At 47.9% G+C, this 17,068-nt stretch carries 14 protein-coding genes and 3 pseudogenes; 5 read left to right on the plus strand and 12 right to left on the minus strand.

What is annotated here, in order from left to right; genetic code table 11:
• From fimF to fimA, 5 genes are all read right to left on the minus strand, one after another.
• Positions 1 to 528 carry a type 1 fimbrial adaptor subunit FimF gene (gene fimF / locus EL098_RS17810; RefSeq protein ID WP_126357421.1) on the minus strand — a complete coding sequence of 176 codons (528 nt, stop codon included), beginning with the start codon at positions 526 to 528 and terminating at the stop codon, positions 1 to 3.
• Positions 529 to 537: 9 nt separating this feature from the next.
• Positions 538 to 3,171, minus strand: a complete 2,634-nt coding sequence (locus tag EL098_RS17815) for a fimbrial biogenesis usher protein (protein WP_126357422.1) — start codon at positions 3,169 to 3,171, stop codon at positions 538 to 540.
• Between the two features lie 72 nt (positions 3,172 to 3,243).
• The gene (locus tag EL098_RS17820; protein WP_164716943.1) at positions 3,244 to 3,906 is read right to left on the minus strand and encodes a fimbria/pilus periplasmic chaperone; all 663 of its coding nucleotides are present in this window, start codon (positions 3,904 to 3,906) and stop codon (positions 3,244 to 3,246) included.
• Positions 3,907 to 4,002: 96 nt separating this feature from the next.
• Complete coding sequence (fimI, locus tag EL098_RS17825; protein ID WP_126357424.1) at positions 4,003 to 4,542, minus strand: type 1 fimbrial minor subunit FimI; 540 nt, start codon at positions 4,540 to 4,542, stop codon at positions 4,003 to 4,005.
• Between the two features lie 75 nt (positions 4,543 to 4,617).
• Entirely contained in the window at positions 4,618 to 5,157 is a 540-nt protein-coding gene (gene fimA / locus EL098_RS17830; RefSeq protein ID WP_126357425.1) for a type 1 fimbrial major subunit FimA, read from the minus strand.
• A gap of 681 nt (positions 5,158 to 5,838) precedes the next feature.
• Here fimA and EL098_RS17835 point away from each other — a divergent pair.
• A complete protein-coding gene (locus EL098_RS17835) occupies positions 5,839 to 7,344 on the plus strand; it encodes an EAL domain-containing protein (RefSeq protein ID WP_126357426.1) in 1,506 nt (501 codons plus the stop codon).
• Positions 7,345 to 7,643: 299 nt separating this feature from the next.
• Here the strand turns inward: EL098_RS17835 and EL098_RS17840 are convergent, their stop codons facing one another.
• Positions 7,644 to 8,528: an AraC family transcriptional regulator gene (locus EL098_RS17840; RefSeq protein WP_126357427.1), complete on the minus strand. Its 885-nt coding sequence runs from the start codon at positions 8,526 to 8,528 to the stop codon at positions 7,644 to 7,646.
• A 151-nt stretch (positions 8,529 to 8,679) separates the two neighbouring features.
• Here EL098_RS17840 and EL098_RS17845 point away from each other — a divergent pair, with 151 nt between their 5' ends.
• Positions 8,680 to 9,432, plus strand: a complete 753-nt coding sequence (locus tag EL098_RS17845) for an SDR family NAD(P)-dependent oxidoreductase (protein ID WP_126357428.1) — start codon at positions 8,680 to 8,682, stop codon at positions 9,430 to 9,432.
• 172 nt (positions 9,433 to 9,604) lie between these two features.
• Here EL098_RS17845 and EL098_RS17850 read toward each other — a convergent pair whose 3' ends face one another.
• The 3 genes from EL098_RS17850 to EL098_RS17860 all read right to left on the minus strand — a co-directional run bounded on the left by EL098_RS17850 (position 9,605) and on the right by EL098_RS17860 (position 12,266).
• Positions 9,605 to 10,132: a hypothetical protein gene (locus EL098_RS17850; protein ID WP_126357429.1), complete on the minus strand. Its 528-nt coding sequence runs from the start codon at positions 10,130 to 10,132 to the stop codon at positions 9,605 to 9,607.
• A 355-nt stretch (positions 10,133 to 10,487) separates the two neighbouring features.
• A complete protein-coding gene (locus EL098_RS17855; RefSeq protein ID WP_126357430.1) occupies positions 10,488 to 10,964 on the minus strand; it encodes a WbuC family cupin fold metalloprotein in 477 nt (158 codons plus the stop codon).
• Between the two features lie 213 nt (positions 10,965 to 11,177).
• Positions 11,178 to 12,266 (minus strand): acyltransferase family protein, encoded by a 1,089-nt coding sequence (locus tag EL098_RS17860; RefSeq protein ID WP_126357431.1) that lies wholly within the window; start codon positions 12,264 to 12,266, stop codon positions 11,178 to 11,180.
• 82 nt (positions 12,267 to 12,348) lie between these two features.
• Here EL098_RS17860 and EL098_RS17865 point away from each other — a divergent pair.
• A pseudogene (locus EL098_RS17865) lies at positions 12,349 to 12,625 on the plus strand (transposase); the annotation flags it as partial.
• A pseudogene (locus EL098_RS17870) lies at positions 12,621 to 12,794 on the plus strand (IS256 family transposase); the annotation flags it as partial. The pseudogenes EL098_RS17865 and EL098_RS17870, both read left to right, overlap by 5 nt.
• Before the next feature lie 18 nt (positions 12,795 to 12,812).
• On the opposite strand, the gene EL098_RS17875 reads toward EL098_RS17870, so the two are convergent.
• The 3 genes from EL098_RS17875 to EL098_RS17885 all read right to left on the minus strand — a co-directional run bounded on the left by EL098_RS17875 (position 12,813) and on the right by EL098_RS17885 (position 14,500).
• The gene (locus EL098_RS17875; protein WP_126357432.1) at positions 12,813 to 13,343 is read right to left on the minus strand and encodes a helix-turn-helix transcriptional regulator; all 531 of its coding nucleotides are present in this window, start codon (positions 13,341 to 13,343) and stop codon (positions 12,813 to 12,815) included.
• Between the two features lie 167 nt (positions 13,344 to 13,510).
• A complete protein-coding gene (locus tag EL098_RS17880; RefSeq protein ID WP_126357433.1) occupies positions 13,511 to 13,717 on the minus strand; it encodes a hypothetical protein in 207 nt (68 codons plus the stop codon).
• Between the two features lie 528 nt (positions 13,718 to 14,245).
• Entirely contained in the window at positions 14,246 to 14,500 is a 255-nt protein-coding gene (locus EL098_RS17885; RefSeq protein ID WP_126357434.1) for a helix-turn-helix domain-containing protein, read from the minus strand.
• Between the two features lie 2,039 nt (positions 14,501 to 16,539).
• Here EL098_RS17885 and EL098_RS23835 point away from each other — a divergent pair.
• Positions 16,540 to 17,058 (plus strand): annotated as a pseudogene (locus EL098_RS23835) (hypothetical protein); the annotation flags it as partial.
• Positions 17,059 to 17,068 lie beyond the last annotated feature (10 nt).

Here is a 17,068-nt window from a genome sequence, read left to right on the forward strand (position 1 = left end):
TTACTGGAATTCGAGTGTGAAGATTGCTGTCGCGTTGACGTGCCCGGCGGTCACCGGCAGTTGGGTCGCCATCAGGCGGGCATAAAAATTAAGCATATTGGTCTGCCCCGGCACCAGCGTGGTCCAGGGAATAGCCGCCGACCCCGCGTTGATGGGCATCGGCGCCTGGCCGGCGTTGAGGATCTGTATTCCCATTCCCGCCGCGGCCAGCGCCCCACCGTCCAGCTTTAACAGGCTGGTGTTCACGCTGTCTGCCACGCCGGTAAAGCCCACCTTCACCGCCGTAGCCAGCCCTCCGCAAGGCGAAAGCACGATGCTAAAAGGCACCAGGGGCGTTGTGGCCCCAACGGCGTAAAACTGTTTTGCCGCGTTATTCATCAGATCCACGGTGAAATCTTTGGACTCTGCGGCAACCGAACAAGCATTGTCCCGGACGTTACCGCTAATGGTGATGGTGCTGTCCGCCGCTTCCGCACTGGCGGCGAGCAGTGACAGGGCGATCCCGACGATATAAAGAGATTTAGTCATTCCTGTTCCTTAGCGGCACGTCGCCGAAAGCGAGCTCAACATCTGCTTCTGGCTCTCTTCGCCCAGACGGTAGTCAGCCACACAGCTGGCATCCGGCCCGTCTCCCCATTTGGCCAGCACTTTACCCGCCAGCGGCATACCGCTCAGGTAAACCTGCCCAGCGTCAGCCACAATACTGCTCACCGGCAGCGCCTCGGCGGTCACGACTGCGCCGAAGGGGACAGGTTTTCCGTTATGGGTCAGCGTCATCAGCATTTTCACCCCTACCTGCGGTTTGAACTCCGCACGCACGATGGCGCCGTGGGTCGGCACGACGTTAGCCACCGCATCCTGAAGATCGACGTTGTCCGCCAGGGTGTTGGTATCCAGTGCGATCCTGTTTTCACGGTATTCACTGGCATAAGGGAGCACGGCATAGCCGCGCCAGTCGGTACGGACGCCGGTTTGGTTCTCGACTTTCACGTTGTCCGCGCCCGGCGCTTTTACCAGCACAACCGTACTGTTCAGGGGCTGGCTAAAGGTCACGCCGTCTGCGTGCGCCAGCATGCCGCCGCTCGCCCCGTAGTAGACCTGCCGCAGGCCATCGCTACGGCTGTAGCCCACGTTTGCGTTGCCGTATCCTCCGCGGTAGTTGAGTGCGGCATAGCCGGTGCTGCTGTTGTTCCCTTCCCCGCCGCCCGCATAGCCCGTCTGCACGCTGTAGCTCAGGTTGTTATCCTCCAGCAGGGTGCCGTAAAGCCCGGCAAGGTTGGTCATGCGGCCGTTAAGATCGTGCGACATGCTGTAGCTCGCATTAGCATTACGCCACACAGATTTGCTGTCGGAACGCAGCCAATGACTGAAGGGGATATTGACGTTGAGCGCCAGCATTTGGTCGCGCCCGTCCTGCCAGGCGTTTTTTGTCAGGCTGTAGCTGACCGTCCAGTTGATGTCATCTACGGCGGTATTCAGTCCAACCTGCATCTGCTCATCTGCGCTGCTGCTGTTCCAGTAGGTCTGGTGGCTTCCGCTGAGATAGAGCGTTGCCGTCCGGCCCAGCTGCTGAGTCAGGCTAAGCTGCACCCTGCCGCGCTTGCTGTAGGCGAGGTTGTAGTAGTCGGTCAGCTTCGGTTTTACCTGAATAACACCATCCTGAGTTTCTACGCTGTAACCGCTCATCCGGCTGTAGGCAGTATCCGCCAGCGTAAAATAGCCGCTTGTTGAGTAGCGGTAGCCCACCAGCTGGATGTTCGTGCCCAGCTCCGTCAGCGATTTGTTATAGAGGAAGCGAAGAGACTGCCCCTGATGATCGCTCTCATCTGCGAGCTTCGCGTTAGCCTGGGTGACGTCCATGGAGAGCGCGCCCAGCACGCCCATGTTTTTCCCCACGCCAAGGTTGAAGGCACGGTAACGATCGGCAAGCTGGCTGCCGCCATACAGCGTCCAGCCATCAGGCAGGCCATGCAGTACGGTGCCCTGGAAGAACTTCGGCTCTTCCTGCTGGCTATTGCCGCTGCGATATTCGCCGGCGGTCAGGGAGAATCGCGTGCGTCCTTCACGCTGTAAGACAGGCACGGACGACCAGGGCACGCTAAAGTTCTGGCTGCTGCCGTCGGTTTCTTTGATCGTCACCTGCAGATCGCCGCCGCTGCTTGCGGCGTAGAGATCGTTAATGGTGAAAGGCCCCGGAGGAACGGTTCCCTGATAAATTTCATAGCCATTTTGCTTAACGATGACATGGGCCGTTCCACGGGCGATCCCACGGATTACCGGCGCAAAGCCTTTCATACTGTCGGGCAGCATATTGTCGTCGGAGGCCAGCTGAGCCCCCCGAAAGTTGATGCCGTCAAAGACATCGCTATTGGTATAACTGTCGCCCAGCGTTAACCGCGACCGCAGCGGAGTAATATCCCGCTCAAGCCAGGTGTTGACGTGCTGCCATTTGTTTTCATTGCCTGAAGAGCTTCCCCCGCTGTTGTAGCTCCAGGTGGTATTGTCACGCAGTCGCCACGCCCCGAGGTTAATGCCGCTCTGCAGGTTCAGCCAGGCATAGTTGCTGGTGCCACCGCGATCGTTTTGCACGTTGTTGCCGGTGAAGTTGTAGTTCAGTAGGCCGGCACTAATGCCGCTGTCCCAGCGTTCCGGTGGAATGTATCCTCTGGCGCGATTTCCCATAAATGCCTGCGGCACCGTCAGGCTCAGCCTTTGCTGGCCGACGTCAAACTGGGTGGTCGACTCCTTGATAAATTCAGTCATCGGCACACAGGCATCCGATGCCAGGGCATTCATGCCCGCAATAGCCGACACGTTGACGCCCATCTCAGCCCATTGCTCACGCGTCAGGCAGGGGACGAGGCCGCTACCGTTGTGAGCCGCGGTGAATCTGACGTCGCGCGTGGTCATAAAGCCCTCGTTGAGATAAATATCAACGCGGTAGGTCCCCGGCGGCGCTTCCTGTCCGTTTTCAAAACCGGACAAATCCGCCACGGAGGCGGGATCGTCAGCTAAAAAACGAGGGTTAAAATAGAGATCCGCGTGGGCGGAGAAGGCCTGCATAGCGATCAAAAGCGCCAGCGGCGTCTGCACCAGAGTAAAAACAGAAACTAATTTGCGCCGAGGGCGACGGGAACCAAGGCGCGCTAATCCATATTTTAGATGTGACATTGTCCCTCCGGTCCGATTTCGCCCGGCAGTCAGTTCTTCATAGTTATTTAATGCAGGACGGCCCGTCCTGAATTACTGGATAACGCTCTGCATCCGTGGAGTCAGCGCACCGTAATCGTTAATTGTCTGCCAGGTGATGTTGCTCCCGGCGTCGGCCGGCAGCTTCACGGAGGCTTTTCCCATCGGAGGGACAAGCGCATTGTCAAGCACCCGGGTGCCGACATTAATATCCGTCACCGTCAGGTAATACGGGGTGGGGTTATTCAATATGAGCTGGCCATTGCTGCGGCTGAAAGTCAGCTTTTCCGCAGCCTTATCGGGTGCCAGCGCCAGGTTATCCGGGCGATAGTAAAGTTTAATTCGGCTAATGATCGCCAGCTGCAGCGTGTTCTCATTTAGCTTTGATCTTTCCATGGAAGGAATGGCTTTGACGTTAAGCCAGAACAGGCTTTCCCGGTCCTTTGGCAACTGGTTATTAGTCGCATCCAGGATGCGCAGCGTACTCTCTTTCTTGCCCTTCATGGCAAACAGGGGCGGCGTAATAACAAAACGGCTGTCTTTATTGCCGTCCGCATTCTCTACCCACGACTGAATAAGATAAGTACTTTTTTCATCATTGCTGGTCACCGCCAGCTGCACCTGCTTTTGCCCTTCAGGGTAAACCACGCGAGTTGCTCCCAGCGCAACCCCTGCCTGCGCAGGAGCCATAAAGCCCAGCGTCGCCATCATCATCATCGCCGCCAGAAAACCACGGCCTTTGTGTCTGCTTTTTATCACGCCCGCACCTTTGTCCTTATCGTTGCTGTTTGTGTCCATTACGTCCGCCGCCCGCTACAGATAGGTCAAAGAAAACCAAGCCTGAGCATTCGCCAACCCGCCGGTAACCTGATGGCCGGTGGCACGATATTTAGCGATAAAATGGAGAGTATTTGGCCCGGGGTAGATACGGGTCCAGATCTTTGCGGGCTCGTTCAGCGGGATCTCCCGCTCTTCGGCATCAAAGAGCGCAACGCCGACCCCTTCGGCAATGCCGGGCCCCTCGCCCACCGAGAGCACTGCCGGGTTTTTACCGTCAGCAACGCCCATAAACGCCACGCCGACGTGTCGGCTGACGTTGGTATTACAGTCCTGAAGGTGGAGTGCGAAAGGAACCGGATCGCTGTCTTCTCCAGCTGCCCTGAAGCGATTGCTGCTGATCCTGCCCATTTCAACCGTCATTTGACGGTCGCCCGCCTCGACGCGGCAGGATTCGGCAATAATGGTGCCCTGGAAGCGCATGTTGCCCCCGGGGAGCATTACATTCGCATTATTGCCGGCCAGCGCCAGCGATGGCAGAAGAACGACCCATAACACCAGCTTGATTCCACTCATCGTTATCACCTTCAAATCCATAGTAGATGACGGGCCGTCCCTGGCCCCGGATGCTATCCCTGTCCGTCTGACGAATTACTCGTACTGAACTTTAAAGGTCGCGTCCGCGTTGGCAGTACCTGCAGTCGCCGCGCCCAGCGCGATGTAACGAGCCTGGAATGGAATGATGTTGGTGCCGTCGTTCAGCGTGGTTTGAGCGCTGAAGGTTGCGCCATCCAGAGCCAGCGCGGTGCTGGTGTTGTCGAGGATCTGAATACCTACGTTGGTCGCGCCGCCCGCAGCAGAGCTTTGAATCGCCAGAGTATCCGGTTTACCGGTTACGGCTACGCCAGAAAATGCAACGGAAGCTTTGGTGGCGACCGTGGTATCGCAGTCATCCAGCTGAATATTGAAACCTACAGCAGTGCTGGTGTTACCTTCCGCCGCCAGTCTGGCGGAACGCACCTGGCCCAGCTGAACCGTCTGATCTACAGAACCCGCATCTACGGCACAGGCTGCGTTAACGATTTCACCCTTGAAATGAACGGTGCCACCGTTAACCGTCGCTGCGTAGGCCGTTACGGAGCTCAAAGACAGGGCTGACAGAACAACCAGAGCCAGATTTTTGATTTTCATAATTTATTCCTTTAAACAATTTCAATAAAACTAATCAGAACCGGCAGTCGCAATGCCTTCCATATGACCTATGTTTCAGCTTCACGAAACGATCGCCTATTCACATAAGCTCGCCCCAATGAGAGCTACCCTCTCAATTATTGGTGGGAGCCGGGGGTGAATATTAATAAAATATCTTTAATCGTCCTTGAAATTATATTTAACAAAATAGCAATATATAGACATAACCTTGATTTTAAATGCTTTTTATATTTAATCCTATTAGGAATCCTCCTTTAAAACATTCTCGTCTGGTATTGAAAAATTAATTTGTGTTGACATTCCTCACGCTGTAAAGAAACTAGAGGCGACACAGTACCATTCACTTAAAAATCATAAACACACTCACCCAAAGCCCATAAGGATATTTATGCTTAAAATAATTATAAAACATTCATTACACTGGATTTATCATTAATATTACGGAGATATGACACATCCTTCTTTTCATTAAAAGGAACTTAATATGCACGCTTAATAGAACAGATCACCGCAAATTTTCGTTTGCAATTTATCACTGTAATACCTGACGCGAGCATCTTCTATACTGCGTCGGCCGGGCTTTCACATATCAAAAACACCTCTGGCGAGGATATACCAATCAATAAAACCTATTGCATTGGATATAGAAAATAGTGACTAATGGATATTGATATGAATGTAACTTCACCGTTATTGCCTGTGCCATGTAAACCATCTCACGTTGAGTTTGTTTACCACATACTTTCCGCATGCTATTTTTCTGCAACCGGCTTATCCACGTTGCTTCATGAAAATGGGGTAAATGCTAAGCTACTCAGTCCTGGAAAAAACCCCAGGCTGCTGCCGAAAAAAAACGATAATGATGAATTTAGCTATCTCATTGTATTTATTCCTGAAGATCCCTTTCATATGCTGATGACCCTGAAAAGTCTGATGTCATTACTGCAAATAAACCATCACAATATAAATATCATCATCATCAGTAGCCTGTCTGCGTCATGGCTGTTCAGCTATTTCAAAAACGTTATGCCGCGCAGCGCTAATCTCAACACCATCAAGATAGTCAGCATTTATGCCAGCGTGGTAAAAATAAGAAACACGCTTCTCAAGGATATCAAAAGCATCCCAACGCTTGCATCGCTTGCCAGACAGGAAGAAAGAAACGGCGGATTACGCCACGAGGGACTTACCCTCCATGAGATTAATACGCTGCTTGATCTTTTCAGCATTCCGAATCCAGACAAGACCGAGGCGGTAAAAAACTTCAGCACAAAAACACTCTATAACCTGCGCTCAAGCGGGTTAAAAAAGCTGGCAGCCATCCACCCGATGATGGCCAGGCTGTTACCAGGCAGGCATCGCAGGGCGCAACGCCAGTCGCGAACCAGGAGCTTAACGGTAAAAATGTTGAGCAGCGAAGAGAGAAAAATCACCCATGCTTTGCAGCATGGCTTAATCTTTCCTGTCTTTCAGCCGGTGGTGGACAGCGGGATGAATATCGTCGGCTTTGAACTCTTTTGCCGCTGGTACACCAACGGTAAGGTGCTGCTACCTCATGATTTTTTCCCGGAGATCAAAACCAAAGACACATGGATAATGCTCACGGCCTACATCATCAGAGAAGCCGTGGTGAGTATAAATAAGTATGCCGGCAAGCTGGAATTTTCAGTCAATGTTCCGGCCGCGCTTCTCGATAACAATGCGCTGTTTAAAATCGTAGAAACGGCCAGGGCACAGCTTGTTGAGCAGGCCTGGGTGAAATGCCTGGTACTGGATATCAACGAAAATGTTGATTTATCACGCGAGTCAAAAACGGTGAAATTATTGAATAAGCTGAGCGGCCTTGGCGTCAGGCTCGCGCTTGATGACTGCTTCTCACAAAACAGCGTGGCGTTTCCCATCAGACAGATAAATTTTAATAGCTACAAGCTCGATCGTTATATTGTAGAAACCTTTCTCAATCATCATGATGATAAAAATCTTATTCAGGGTTTAGTCTATTACGCCGGGGTAATTGGCAGCCAATGTGTCGCAGAGGGCGTGGATAGCTTACAGAAATTCCTGATGCTAAAGGAAATAGGCGTTCATCTCTTTCAGGGATACTATATTTCAAAGCCGATACTCCGTGAGGAGCTGGATACTTTAATATACCGCGGTTTTCAGTAAACTCTGGACGCCCTCTTATTTAAAAATAACCATTCACAAATTTGGTTTCTCCAGGCGGAAATTTAAAAGAAATTTTCTGCTGGTAGCCTGTTTATCATCCTACGATAAGATGAAAATTCGGTTTTTTTACGTATGTATAATGAATAAACAAGCAGATTATTCGCGTTAATTTGCTCCGCCCGCCAACGACCACAACCTAATTAAGGATAAACCCGAAAACGGCAAGGTAGACATCCTCTTTGCCGTTTTACCGCTTTTCAGGGGACGGCCTCACCTGCCCGCCTTGAGCCGCTGCGCGATCAATCTTTAACTGCTGAAGGATCGGGCCCGCTGAATCGGGAAACATCACGTATCGGCGGCAGGCCAAACATACGCGCATATTCCCGGCTAAACTGGGATGGACTTTCATAGCCGACGGAAAATGCGATCGCCGCGGCATCACGAGACTCGAACAGCAGCAGCCTTCTGGCCGTCAGCAGGCGTAGCCTTTTCTGATACTGGATCGGCGTCATCGCGGTAATCGATCTGAAATGACGGTAAAAGGCTGCGATGCTCATCCCCGTCATCGTGGCAAGCGACTCAATGCGAAAAGGTTCAGCATAGTGGGCGCGGATCCAGTCGATTGCGCGGCGGACCTGAGCTAAACGGCTATCCGTGCTGGCTATCTGCCGCAGCAAGTGCCCCTGAGGCCCCTGCAGAACGCGAAAAAGGATTTCACGCTCAATCATCGGTGCGAGCACCGCAACCTCATTCGGCCTGTCGACCAGGCGCATCAGGCGAAGCCAGGCGTCAATAAGCTCCGGCGTAGCATCTGAAACGGCAAAATCCGTTCCGGACTTTGCCTGGGCCTTTTCTCCTGAGTCAACCAGCATGGCCGCAATGATGGAGGGGTCTAGCTTCAGGCTAAGGGCGAGATACGGAGCTCCCGGCCCCTCGGAATAAATCTGGCCGATCGCCGGCATATCCACAGGGATAAGAAAATAGGTTGCCGGTCTGAACCGTAGAATCTGATTTCCCAGCGATAAGCTCTTGGTTCCCTGGAGAACAAGATGGAGCATCGGCTCATAAACCTGATCCGAACAGGCTTCCGCTCTGACCATCGCGACACGGGGGATCGCCGTGGCGGTCCATTTGTCTCCGGCACGTTTGGCGATGGCGCGTAACTCTTCCATAGGCGTATTCATGCCCTCCACTATAGCACGGCAATTAATATGAGAAGAATAGGCAAGCACATGCGAGGAATAGGCACGTGGGAACAGAGTCGAATCGCTTAATCTACCCCCCAACCCAACGGCCAAACGAACGTAATTCGTGAACCTAACCCAAGGATCTCAAATGAAATTAAGCGGAAAAATAGCTGTCGTCACCGGAGCATCGGCCGGCATTGGAGCTGGCATCGCCAAAGCCCTCGGTGCTGAAGGCGCAACGGTTATCGTCAACTACGCCACCAGTAAGACCGGCGCAGATGCCGTCGTTTCGTCTATCGAGTCAGCGGGTGGAAAGGCGGTAGCCGTGCAGGCGGACATGAGCAATTCGGCCGACGTTATTCGCCTGTTCGACAAGGTCAAGGCAGATTACGGCAAGGTGGATGTGCTGGTGAACAACGCGGGTATCGCGGTATTTGAAATGGTCGCCGATTTCACCGAAGAGGCTTTCCACAAGCAGTTCAATGTCAATGTGCTGGGCTATTTTCTGGCGATACGGGAAGCGGTGAAGCTTTTTGACAGCGCCGGTGGCAGCATCATCAACATCAGCTCGATCCTCAGTACCGATCCCTATCTGGCTTCCAGCGTCTATTCAGCCACAAAAGGGGCTGTGGACACGCTTACTTTTGCGCTTGCCCGTGAACTTGGTCCACGCGGGATTCGGGTTAACTCGATCTTACCCGGGCATACTAATACGCCGGGCACTGATGGAAATTTCGCCGGCGACCTTGGTACAAAGCTGCTTGCGGGAACGCCGCTGGGACGCTTCGGAGAAGCAGAAGATATCGCCCCTGTCGCTGTTTTTCTCGCTTCGGAGGATTCACACTGGGTCACGGGTGAGTCTATTCGTGCTGCCGGCGGGGTTCGCGGCGTCGGGTATTGACGCCTGCTCGTATGCCGGGAAAGCATTAGCCACCGTCAAGACGCTGGTGTGAAGGCGAGTGGACAAGCCTGGGTTCGGTAGAATACCGAACTCAGGCGCTGAAAGCGGCTTAATATGAACTTTCCAACTTTAAAGGGACAGTCCGCTAGCGGGCTTAATGATACTGAAAGGACTACTTTTTCAGGTACAGCGCTGAGTCAAACAGGGGTTTCTGTTCCTTCAGGAAGGCATCCACAGATTCGATAGATTTTGCATACACCTGAGTGCCAACCGGCAAATCAACCGTTTTTGTTCCCAGCACCAGGGTGAATACCGGCTGGTATTCGCTGCGGTATCTTACTGCGGTGGTGATCTCCAGTTTGGCTGGTTTAGTAAGCTTCAGATTTTCTACCGTCGTTTTCTCGTCTTCTTTTCTGCCTTTATTGATTAAATTCGCCACCTCTGTGAGCTTGTCTTTATAGGCGACTTTATAATCATCCGCATTAGCCTGATCCAAAAATTCCTCATTAGAGACGCTGTCATCGAAAATCATTTTCACCGAGACAACTTTGTGCTCATCGTAGATGTTACCAAGCTTCACTGAACCGCCGGTGATGGAGATAATATTTTCACTCTTAAATAAAACCGGACCGGAACTAATTAAGGACGAAACGATAAGCGCAGTCCCAACAATGGCGCTGCCAGCAAGAATTGACTTCATTACAAATTCCCTGAGATATTTTTAGTGCCGGGATTATAGAGCTCCGGGTCGTTATTTAATAGCGATATAAGCTTGTTGCTTCACTTACTAAATTAGCGACAAGGATGTACCCCCCTTTTACGACGAAAAAGAGATCGCCTATAAAATCGAAGGCTGGCGAGACCCAAAAAACTGGGGCCTTGTCTCCAATGTGGAAATCGACCGTCTGACGATGACCCTGCCCCCAAAGATGCCCCGGACATAATCAGGGTCAAGTTCAGTTGAAAACATGAGATAAAAACGGGCTAAAGCCGTTGTACACGGCTTTACGTTTATTTCACCACGCCAGGAAAGAGTACGAGAGGGTGCAGTACTATTACATGGTAAAACCGCCATCTCCCACTTGCGCCACGGCATACCATTTCATCAGCTCAGCCGCTCCCGGCTCGTTTTCGGCGGGTGCCCATGGAGCCATATCTTGCTCAGCTACAGGCTGGTACGCCCCATGTTTCACCTCAAAAATAACCCCACCTTTATCCATCGACAACACCGCATGCCAGGTCCCTGCATCCGTCTCCAGCACCTTGCAGTCGTCACCTAACACAGCGCGCTGGGTCACGTTGCCCTTGTCATCAAAATGCAATACCAAAAAGCGTCCGCTAAGGGATGTCAGCAGCTCAAACGTGTGCGGGTGGCGGTGAGGGCGAACATAGGTACCCGGCTCCATAGCAATAGCCAGACGCTGAACAGGATCGCTTAATTCAGGATGGAGATTACGATTGGCACGTAAGCGAGGGGAGTTTGCGGCCTGCTCACTTTGTTTTTGTAGATCGCTGAACGTAATTTGTTTCATATTAACCTTTGTGAATGTTGGTCGCTCACGGCACCCCGGAACCCTGATGTCGCAAGGTTTTATGCTATCTCAACAGACGATTAGCGCAAGACGAATCGACATCTTCATCGGTTTTGAGTGGTTTTGCGCTAACTTTATGCCCATGCATGGGCACGCAAAGCGACAACCTCTCACTACTTAGCCCTGGTGTCTATGCACAAGACACAATGATCATCACTCAATCTTTCTTGAATTTCTCATCACCAGCAAACGAGTCAAAGCTAATTTCGTTTTTCTCGACGCAATAACTTCGATGTACTTGTGCGAAAGCATAGATGTCAGGGCGGTTAACGCCAATGCAACAAGTACAACAAACCACCCTTCATTAGTTTTGAGTAAATACTTTTCCGTTATTATCATCATTGGATTATGAAGCAGATAAATTGAAAATGAAATCTCACCTAAATAAATAAACACCGCAGGAATAAAGGGATCAAGCCACCCTCTGTTCAACACTACTGCAGTAAAGAACAACAACATAATCCATCCTGATGATTTCAGGCCGTGATTATTAAAATCAAGATAAAAACAGAAATACAAAACCAAAACAACAGATACTATTAAAATTATTTTTTTAACAGGCTCTGAAAGTAAAGAATCTATTTTTTTGTACGTCAGGCCAACAATCACACCTGTTATGAACTGATACATTATAGGGTTTGTTATAAATGCTAAGGCTATGGAGGTGTAACCATAACCACTTACATCCGCTGTGGGGATAAAACCAGATGCCGCTGGAATGGCAATCAAAATAATTGCAAACATGGACAATAAAGCGACGGATTGTCTTTTAAAGAAAAGTGAAAGCCCAAATAAAAGATAGAAAAACATCTCATAGTTAAGCGTCCACCTAACCGCTGATGGGGTGTTAAAATCTATATACGCAGGCGCATTCACCACCACAGAGGGAAGGAACAATAACGATGTAATAAAACCATGAGCTTTATCGGCATAATGAAAAATGCTCATACCGCCACCGATAAAAAAACTGACAATGATAAAAAACAGGTAGGCAGGGTAAATCCTGGAAATCCTATTTATGAAAAATTCTGTCGAGGTTTTTTTATCTTGCGACGAGTAAATCATCACAAAACCACTAAGTATAAAAAATACAGTTACGCCGATGCCACCCGCATTCAGGATTGGAGAAAACCACCCTGACGTATACTTCTCCGCTAAGGAAAATTTATAGTGATGCATGACAACCAGCAATGCCGCGATGCCTCGGACTGCCTGTAATGATTTGATAGTTCCAGTATTCATATTTTTTGTTGAGTAAGTGGGAGTCGGCGTTACTATAGTTCATCGAGACTGTAATTTAAATTGTGTATCTGCCTGTTTTGATATGTTCATTCCAACAGCGGAGACAGGCAAATTATGGACCAAAAAACTCAAAGCGCTGGCTGCTTAACTGGCCGGGGCCTTATAACCGAAGTTTATCTCAATCAGTTTTCCCGGATGCTGACAAAGCTTGCCGTCGAAACAGCGCTTAATGCAGAGCTGACTGGCCACCTCGGCATGAGAGAAATACCCCAAAAGCAGGCTCGAATCCCCGCAATGGCTACTCATCAAAAACGCTGCTTTTCGATGACGGTGAAATTGAGCTGAACACGTCGCGTGATCCGGTCGGCCATCAAGAAACACGAGGTGTTCCCGACGGATGACTCGGTGCGTAAGGTTATTTATCTTGCGATCAAGGATGCGTCGAAAAAATGGAGTAGGCCAATCCAGAACTCTCGGCTGGCAATGAGTCGTTTTATTATCGAGTTCGGTGATCGCCTGAGCGATCACCTTTTAATACAGTGGCAGTTACACAGAATTAATGACAGGCTCATAATAAACAATGCCTTTCATCAGGCACAGCGCTCTAAAAAGTTCGGCATCATTCCTGCAATAGCTTTTCTTTTTAATTTTCTGTTTGTAGTAACTGATGCGTTTGTTACTTTTCCCGGTTAAAAGCGCTATCTCACTGGTAGATTTTTCAGTTGCTAAATAGTCTCTGATTTCTGCTTCCTGCTGCGTTAGTCGATGATTGGCTGAACGAGTAATGAGCCGCCATTGCGTAGTCTCATCCGGGAACCCTGTCTGGAATTCCTGAAAACGTCTTCCGGGCTGAGGAGCGCAGTACATAACTTCATTAAGTGAATGCACGGGCGCTAAAGATAATAGAAAAGCGGCTCTCGTGATATCATCGGCGATCACCAAGTCATACTGCATTGGCGATAGCCGTTCAATGCCTGTATAACATACAATATCAAAAAAAAACGCCCCCACCATTGGCGCAGGATAAAATCGATGAGATCCCCAAAGAAAGGTATGAATTTTCAGATATGACTGCAACCTTCATTCTGTTTTTTTCTGAGGATAATGAAACATCTAGTTTTTTATTTAATATCAGGTTGCAGTTTTTAATCTTAACCCAAGGCATCCTTGCTATGCCGTCCATTATCTAAAGCTCCATATAACGAGTATAAAATAATTCATGATATCCAGCTAACGCGCCTATATTAAGTATCCAGCCTGACGAATGTTTTCATATCACGCATATACATTGCGATATCTTCAAGCAATAATTTTGTATTTTCACAAAGAGTTTTATCTTTCTCCAAAACAGTTACAATCCGTTTTTCGAGGCTTGTAATCCCTCCTGAGTAATTAACTACGGCATTTTCCAGTAACCTTAGCCGTTTGGTATCTGACATATCGTCCATCATCTATTGACCTCAAACCAGACAGAGATGCTCCCGTGATGCCCCGCCCGATGAACAAAAAATATTACATACGCTTTTGCTCATATTCCTGCTTTACAAAGACGTAGTTATTCGACAAACAGTACGGATGCCCTCCTGAAAATTAAAGAATAGGGGTCGCTTTTGATAAGAGATTTATCGAAGCAATTATGGGCAACGTGATCTATTTCTGGTTCAGGATTACAGTACTAAACTCTTCAATATTGCCCGCTCAAGATAGACCCATTGTCATGATCGGTTCGGTATATCTACCAGAAACTCCAGGAAGGTTTAGCTATAATAAGTGATTTACAATAGCAGATTAAGGGCTAAATTTTATTTAAAAATTATTGCTAGCGGCTAAGAACTAAGTGGCATGCTTCTCAGATTACAGGTTGCCACTTACTCCTTTTATAAGTCCTAAAGTGTATAAGGCACACATTCAAATGTTTTTTTAAATAAAAAGCCAACATGCCAGACGGTTGGTGACATGATTATAATACATTATAAAACCTAACCAAAAAGTTGTGTTTTATTTGTTATCTCATCAGAAGGAACTTTAGTCTTGGCATATAACAACAACATGCCTTTAGCATCCGTAAAACCACAAATTATACTAAGCCGGTAGGCAAAATCTTCCAGCGAAACATCAAGTGCTATCAGCATTTTTATTAACATTGTTAATGTCAGATGATTGACTCCACGTTCATACCGAGAGATTTGTTGCTGGCTTAACCCGACTACGCGACCAAACTCAGCGCCAGTCATTTTTTTTGTTTACGCAAATATCGGATGGTTTCTCCGGCGCAATGGTTAATCATACTGAATATTTTATAGTGAGCGTCACTATTCCTAAATAAAAATAAGATGTGGCATCCCATAAATAAAAAACACACCGATTCAACTTTCCTTTGAATCAGCATCATTACTCTCTAAAGATCTAATGGCAGCAGTTACCTTGAACCTAAAAGTGAATGACATACAACTTATAAAATAAGTTCCTGTTACTTGCGTTAGAGCAAGAATCTTATGCATTACATCCGGTAGCATGCAACTGGTCAAACGTGTTGGAGCCCGCTCATTTTAGTAGGGGGGGCAATCACAATGCAATAGTCGTAACTTTACGGTTTAATTGCGTAATGTAATTGTTACCATGGTCAATCATTGGGTGTTTTTAATTAAAAACACATACTAATCAAATGGTTAAGTACCAGAAAACTCTCTTTTACTATTATTTGTTATTTTAAATAAAACGATATTTTTTACTGAGAGCATGCTTCTTTTTGGGTTAAAAAGGTTTTAAAACCCAAAAAATTTTCATTAACACAAAAAGACACGATTTGAATCAAAATAAGTAGAGCATATATGAAAATGTGTTTAATTTTATTTAAGTGACTGTTTTCAAATTGTTTTTTATTATAAGGAATGAATGAATAACTCTTATTGTGAGTATTTTCATGGAGAAGGACAAGCTATTTGATTGATTTAACCAGAATTTTACTGCAGATCAGGTTCAGGTAACTTTGCATCAGGATGACGCTACCATTATTAAGAATAAGTAAAAGCGCCGAGTTATCGATGTCCAGGACGATAAAATTGTCCAGATGCTCAGTATAAGTGTTGCCCTCTACGTCTCTCCGTTCTTGCCATGATTGCTGCACGGCTTAACAACCACTTTTTTCACCTCTTACTGGCAGGTAGATTCCCATCTAGCCAACCTTTCCTCATCTCTCTATGAGTCTAAACTTTCAGAAGCTTTCTGCGGGCGTGCCCATGTACAGATGAATGATACGCTTTGCACCACACCATGGCCTGGTATTATGGTGCTATAGATTTATCTATCCCTTTATTCAATTATCGGCAAACATGGAAAATAATTCAGTCTTTTGAAACCTTAAAGGATGAGGGCTGAAGGCACCAGGCTATACAGTAATTTATAAGGCCACCAGCTGTTGAAACCTGTCAACCGGAGTTCTGTGATTCCCTGTGGCTAAATCCTTCTCGCCCGGGCCGCACCCTCTTCAGGATATTGGGAGTTATTCATTTCAGCTATCTCATCCTTCTCAACTTTTGCCACTACCCCGTAAGATACTTTTAGCTTTGCAGACTAATTATAAAGTGAGGAACAAAATAGTTATTCCAGCATACGGAATATATTACCATTCCATTTTTCAAAAGAGACTGCCATTTTTGGGGAAATATAGTTGATGAGAGAATAACTTGCGCTCCCAAAGTTACGCAATGAGAACCAGATCACAATTGATGACTAACACCCTGAAGGATTAAATTAAGTGCATGTAATTTATTGTTATTTTTTCTCCTGTTTAGAATATGGAAAAGGTGCGGTTTTATGTCTATCGTTTATAAACATAAGTAGTATTTAAAAGAGAGACTACTGTTTGTTAGCACCTCAAAAATTAGCAGTAAAAGCATCTATAACCACAGTATATTTCTTCACGGCTTGAAGGGGTGAGATGTAACGAATTGTTTTTATTAATTTAATGTATTGTCGTATCAATGATGAAATTTATGATTGGGAGGTTTGGCAATCACAATCACAATCAATGTATTTACTTTTTCATCAACAAGTATGATGAGCGGTTGTTGCGTGCCCTTAAGATAGCGAGGGCATACATCACATTTAAATGTTGTTCAACTTATAGGACGGCATCAAGATGAAAAAAACAATGCCTTTCATTGTTAATTCTGCATCCCCATTAAAGATACAAAAAGAAAATAGTTATTGGGCAGCAAATAAGCTTTTAAGCAGAAAATATATTATATTCACTCCAGCGCTGATTACCCTGATGTTTGGGGGAATTCAGGTTGCAGAAGCATCCTCATATCCTCCTGCGGGGACCAACCCCTGTAACAGTCCTGCTGGTACATTCGTAGTCGGGCAGGTAACAAGCCCCGGAACCAGTGTTAGTCCAACTGGAGATTCAGGAACATTCGCTAACATACTGGGGTGTAATGCTAATGGTAATAACGCTACGGCTGCTTCCATTTTTGGTAGCTATGCTTCGGTAACAGGCGAAGCGGGATCTGCATTTGGCTTTTATTCCGCAGCAGGAAAGTGGGCTTCAGCTTTTGGCCTGTCAGGAACGGCGGTAGGCATTGGTAGTACAGCTTTAGGTTTTGGTGCCCGGGCTCTTAGTAATAATGCAGTTTCAATCGGTGGTGCCGGCGGTGACGGCACTACAGCATTGACACCAGCAAACTCCACAACTGCTTCAGGGCTGGGGTCAATTGCCATTGGTAGCAATGCAACACGAGGGGCACAAGCTAGTGCAAATGACTCCATTGCGATAGGTGGGCAGTCCACGGCAACGGCGC

The sequence above is a fragment of the Cedecea lapagei genome (assembly GCF_900635955.1).
Taxonomy (GTDB): domain Bacteria; phylum Pseudomonadota; class Gammaproteobacteria; order Enterobacterales; family Enterobacteriaceae; genus Cedecea; species Cedecea lapagei.

Coding starts and splice junctions, on each gene's coding strand:
- EL098_RS17860 (WP_126357431.1), bottom strand. CDS start 12,266: ATGAATACTGGAACTATCAAATCATTACAGGCAGTCCGAGGCATCGCG.
- fimF (WP_126357421.1), bottom strand. CDS start 528: ATGACTAAATCTCTTTATATCGTCGGGATCGCCCTGTCACTGCTCGCC.
- EL098_RS17840 (WP_126357427.1), bottom strand. CDS start 8,528: ATGAATACGCCTATGGAAGAGTTACGCGCCATCGCCAAACGTGCCGGA.
- EL098_RS17855 (WP_126357430.1), bottom strand. CDS start 10,964: ATGAAACAAATTACGTTCAGCGATCTACAAAAACAAAGTGAGCAGGCC.
- EL098_RS17850 (WP_126357429.1), bottom strand. CDS start 10,132: ATGAAGTCAATTCTTGCTGGCAGCGCCATTGTTGGGACTGCGCTTATC.
- fimI (WP_126357424.1), bottom strand. CDS start 4,542: ATGAGTGGAATCAAGCTGGTGTTATGGGTCGTTCTTCTGCCATCGCTG.
- EL098_RS17835 (WP_126357426.1), top strand. CDS start 5,839: ATGGATATTGATATGAATGTAACTTCACCGTTATTGCCTGTGCCATGT.
- EL098_RS17885 (WP_126357434.1), bottom strand. CDS start 14,500: ATGACTGGCGCTGAGTTTGGTCGCGTAGTCGGGTTAAGCCAGCAACAA.
- EL098_RS17880 (WP_126357433.1), bottom strand. CDS start 13,717: ATGATGGACGATATGTCAGATACCAAACGGCTAAGGTTACTGGAAAAT.
- EL098_RS17815 (WP_126357422.1), bottom strand. CDS start 3,171: ATGTCACATCTAAAATATGGATTAGCGCGCCTTGGTTCCCGTCGCCCT.
- EL098_RS17845 (WP_126357428.1), top strand. CDS start 8,680: ATGAAATTAAGCGGAAAAATAGCTGTCGTCACCGGAGCATCGGCCGGC.
- fimA (WP_126357425.1), bottom strand. CDS start 5,157: ATGAAAATCAAAAATCTGGCTCTGGTTGTTCTGTCAGCCCTGTCTTTG.
- EL098_RS17820 (WP_164716943.1), bottom strand. CDS start 3,906: ATGATGATGATGGCGACGCTGGGCTTTATGGCTCCTGCGCAGGCAGGG.